At 73.1% G+C, this 1,506-nt stretch carries 1 protein-coding gene; it reads right to left on the bottom strand.

The genetic code is table 11. The features are described from left to right. On the bottom strand, positions 1 to 1,012 hold a 1,012-nt coding region (locus AC27KI_RS24585), incomplete at its 3' end, for a diacylglycerol/lipid kinase family protein (RefSeq protein WP_487116379.1). Positions 1,013 to 1,506: the final 494 nt, after the last annotated feature.

Genomic DNA, 1,506 nt, shown 5'->3' with positions numbered 1-1,506 from the left:
GGCGCCCCTCGGCGGCGGGATCGTCGTCGCGTGCCGTGGCGGTGGGCGCCACCAGCCACAGCGGGCGCTCTTCCACCCGAAAGCGCAGCGGCGGCGCCATCCATTCGCGCTCGCCGTCGAAGGCCACCTTCACGCGGTGCGGCCGCCAGGTGGGCTCCACCACCATCTCGGCGCAGGCCAGGCTGATGACGGCTTCATCGCGCGCCAGCTGGCCCACGGCGGCATTCCATACGGTGCGTGCCGTGGCGGCGCGGTCCTGGGGCTTGAGCAGCAGCACCGCCAGGCGGTCGCCTTCGGCCACGTCCTGCGCCTGCGGAATGCCCAGGCGCTCCAGTTGCAGGGGGTTGTTGCCGACGAACAGCGTGGAGGCGAAAAACTCCTCGCGCGTCGGATCGGCCACCCGGTGCTGGCGCAGCGCCACGCGCCAGCGGCGCGCCGAGGCCGGCCGAAAGAAGCTCCACACGGCGGACACGATGGCCACCCAGCGCGAGCGGCCGAAGCGGCGCGAGGCCAGCTCGCGCTGCTCCAGCAGGCGCGGGTACAGCCCCACGCTGGCGTTGACGAGGAACATGCGTTCGTTGACGAAGCCCACGCTCACCGGCCGCGCATCGCCCGAGTCCATGGCGGCCAGGATGTCGTTGGCCGCCTGCTCCGGGTCGAGCGACAGGCTCTGCTCTCGCGCGAAATAGTTGAAGGTGCCGACCGGAATGACACCCATGCGCACCTGGTGCTTCCAGGCGGCGGTGGCCACCGCGTTGATGGTGCCGTCCCCGCCCGCGGCCACCACCAGGCCGCCGTCGGCCTGGGCGGCGAGCGCGGCCTCTTCGGCCGCCTGGACGATGCCGGCGCGCTGCGCGGGCACGTGCCACTGCACGGCATTGCTTTGCAGGGGCGCCAGTCCCTCGAGGCGGGCTCGCAGCTGGCCATGGTCGGCGCCGGGCCGGTGGGGCACCACCAGATGGATCGGGCCACGGCCCCTTGGCATGGACGCTGGCAGGTCGTTGGATGGCATGTCGGGAAGGCTTTCGAGGGAGTGTCACCCTGCGCAGGGCTGGACCCGATCAGGCTCGGGGATCGGTGCCCGCACCACGGGACGCCCGATTCTGCACACGGACCGGGCACGGGTGCATCGGCAGTCAGGCGCACCCCTTGTCAGCCATGGCCGACACGCCACGCCGCCGCTGCGCGCGCCGCTCGCAGCAGCCCGCAAACCCCGACGGATCGCCAGGAAATGGGATGGGCCGCCCGCCACGCGCCTGCCACCATTGCCGCCCTGATCCACTCCCTCGCTGCGCGATCCATGCCACTGCCCCACCGCCATCCCTGCCCTGCCCGCCCCGCGCGGCCACGCCCGAACCCGTGGCCCGCCCCACTGAAGACCCGCGCATGATGGACGTCCAGGCCATGGCCCTGTGGGCCGGATCGCACCCCCTGACCGTCTGGACCGGGGGACTGGCCATCGCGCTGGTGGCCGCCGCTGCGGCCTGGGCGGCCAACGGGCCGCTG

The sequence above is a fragment of the Acidovorax sp. KPB24-03 genome, from assembly GCF_057546605.1.
Note: the sequence above shows the minus strand (reverse complement) of the source record. Positions and strands in the feature narration are given on the sequence as shown.